The 2,459-nt window shown below is 74.8% G+C and carries 2 protein-coding genes; both read right to left on the minus strand.

Going from position 1 to position 2,459, the window contains the following annotated elements:
- Positions 1-194: 194 nt before the first annotated feature.
- A complete protein-coding gene (locus ABZ281_RS45910; protein ID WP_356664392.1) occupies positions 195-1,382 on the minus strand; it encodes a winged helix DNA-binding domain-containing protein in 1,188 nt (395 codons plus the stop codon).
- Positions 1,383-1,470: 88 nt separating this feature from the next.
- Positions 1,471-2,459: aminoglycoside phosphotransferase family protein (locus ABZ281_RS45915; protein ID WP_356664394.1), on the minus strand; the 989-nt coding region annotated here is incomplete at its 5' end.

A 2,459-nucleotide genomic window follows, 5' to 3' on the forward strand; every position in this document is an offset into this window, starting at 1 on the left:
ATCTCCAGCTGCACTTGAAGCACCTGCACCGCTCACACCATCCGAACCGGCGGACACTTAGGGGTGAGGCTCCAGCCGACGGCGCCGAGGTTCTGGCGCACAAGCCCCGCCGCGTGTGACCGGCGCCGCGCCTCACCGGTGCGGGCCGTCCCGGAGCCGGCCGGCTGAGCGGTGCTCGGACGTGCCGTCGCTCTTCAGCCCGCCGCGAGTTCCTTCTCCAGTGGCGTGCGGAAGCGCGGCGTGATCCTCGTCGTCCCCAGCCATCCGGCGAGCCGCTCCGCCTGCGACCCGATCGCCGCGCGGGCCTCCCGGCCGATGCCCTCCTCGTCGAGGATCCGCCAGGTGATCTCCCCGTCCGGCCGCTGGGCCCAGCCGCCGATCACCCGTCCGTCCCACCACACCGTCGGCCCGACGTTGCCGCTGCCGTCGAACAACCGGGGCCGCAGGCCGGGGGCGAGATACCAGTCGCGCTGCTGCCACCCCATCGCCGTCGGATCGAGGCCGGGCAGCAGCGCGGCCCAGGGCTCGTCGGGGGAGGGCACCGGGCCCGCGTCACCCGCGGCCACGTACCCCGTGCCCTCGTCCAGCGACACCGGCTCCGCCCCGATCGCGGCCAGCGCCCTGCGGACCTCCGTCACACGCCACCCCGTCCACCACTTCAGGTCGGCCTCGGTCACCGGACCGCACGCGGCGACCCACCGTCTCAGCAGCTCCGCCTGCGCCTGCGCGACATCCAGCTCGGGGTGCTCGGGCGCCACGGCCCAGCGGAATCGGCTGGACGTCCAGGAGCCGAGCGGCCGGCCGCGCACCACCTTCCCCTCGACGCCCAGCACTCTCAGCAGCCGGGTCGAGACCGTGTGCACCCCCTCGTAGCTCTTCCCGGGCGCGTACACGAACTGCTCCCGCAACCGCGGCTCGTCCTGGGCGAGTTCGGACGCGGTCGCCTGCCCGCGCCGGGCGAGCGCCGCCAGCGTCGACTCCTCGACCTCCTTCAGCCAGGCCGCGTCCGGCGCCCCCACCGCCGCCATGTGCTTGAGCAGCGAGGACCTCTCCCGGGCGGCGACGGCCAGCCCCGTCGAGGCGTGCACGACGGCCGTCAGCCCGGTGGGGAACACGAACACCGTGTGCCGCATGCCGTGCATCCGCACCAGGGAACGGTCCTCGTACAGGGCCCGCCCCGTCTCCTCGACGGTCCCGGCGGGGTCGGCGAGCCGGGCGCCCACGGCCAGATACACCGTCGCCGGGTCCGTGCCGTGCAGCGCGACCAGCGCACCGGCGACCTCCTCGGGCGTCCGCGCCCACGCCTGCCGCGCGAGCCGCTGCCGCAGCGCGAGCCGGGCCCGCCGCTCCGCCACGCCGATGTACCGTGCCCCGCCGCCCATGTCCGGCCTCCACTCGCCGCGTCCTCCGACCCACCTGCATCATCGCGGACGCCACTGACAGTCGCCCGTGACCGGCCGGCCCACCGCCTCAGCCGTACCGCTCCAGCAGCCCCGTCACATACGCCTCCAGCCGCCCGCCCAGCATCTCCGGCCTCAGATCGGTCCGGCCCAGTTCCCGCCACGGCCCGGCCAGCTTCGCCGCGTCGGGGACATAGGCCAGCGCGTCGAGCAGCCGCCAGTACAGATGCTCCGGGCCGTCGGCCAGGCGCCGCCCGCCCAGGGCCTCGTAGCGCTCCCGGAATCCGAGGCCGCACTCGGGGCCGTGCAGCAGCGCGAGTGCCGTCGAGCAGTGGGCGACATCCAGGTCGGCGGGCCCCCATGAGGTCTCCACCCAGTCGACGACACCGCTGATCCGCAGACCGGCCCCCGAACCCGTGAACAGGACGTTCCCGGGGTGGAAGTCCCGGTGCAGGAGGCAGTCGTCGTACGGCGGGGGATCACGGCGGATGACGTCCACGGCCCGCTCCCACCCCGGGGGAACCGCCGCCGGGGACGTCCACGCCTGGTACGTCCGCGGGCGCTCCCGGGGGACGACCCGGTGGATCCGGGCCAGCTGGGCCGCCAGCAGGTCCACCCGCGCATCGAGTTCCTCCTCGTCGACCCGGACCCGCCCAGGCAGCACGGACATCAGCAGGGACGGATGGTCGCAGTGCTCCCCGGTCGCGTCCACGCCGATCAGCTCGGCGGCCGGCACGCCCTCCTGCTCCGCCAGCAGCGTGAGCATCTCCGCCTCGCGGGCCAGCAGTCCGGGTGCGTGCCGCCGGAAGAAGGGCTTCACGAACGTCCGCAGCGCCAGCTCGGTACCGTCGTCGAGGGCGAGCCGCCGCATCTGGGCGCTCCAGCCCCCGGCCAGAAAGGCCGACGTGGCGACCGTACGGCCCTCCGGGAGCTGCTTGGCGACCCACGCGCGGGTCGCCGACCAGCCCTGCTCGCCGAGGCCGGTCAGCACAGCGGTGACGAACTCCCGCCGGTCCTCGGGATGGTCGCGGAACCACAGCCCCAACCGGTGCCCGGAGC

This window comes from Streptomyces sp. NPDC006265, from assembly GCF_040613555.1.
GTDB lineage: Bacteria > Actinomycetota > Actinomycetes > Streptomycetales > Streptomycetaceae > Streptomyces.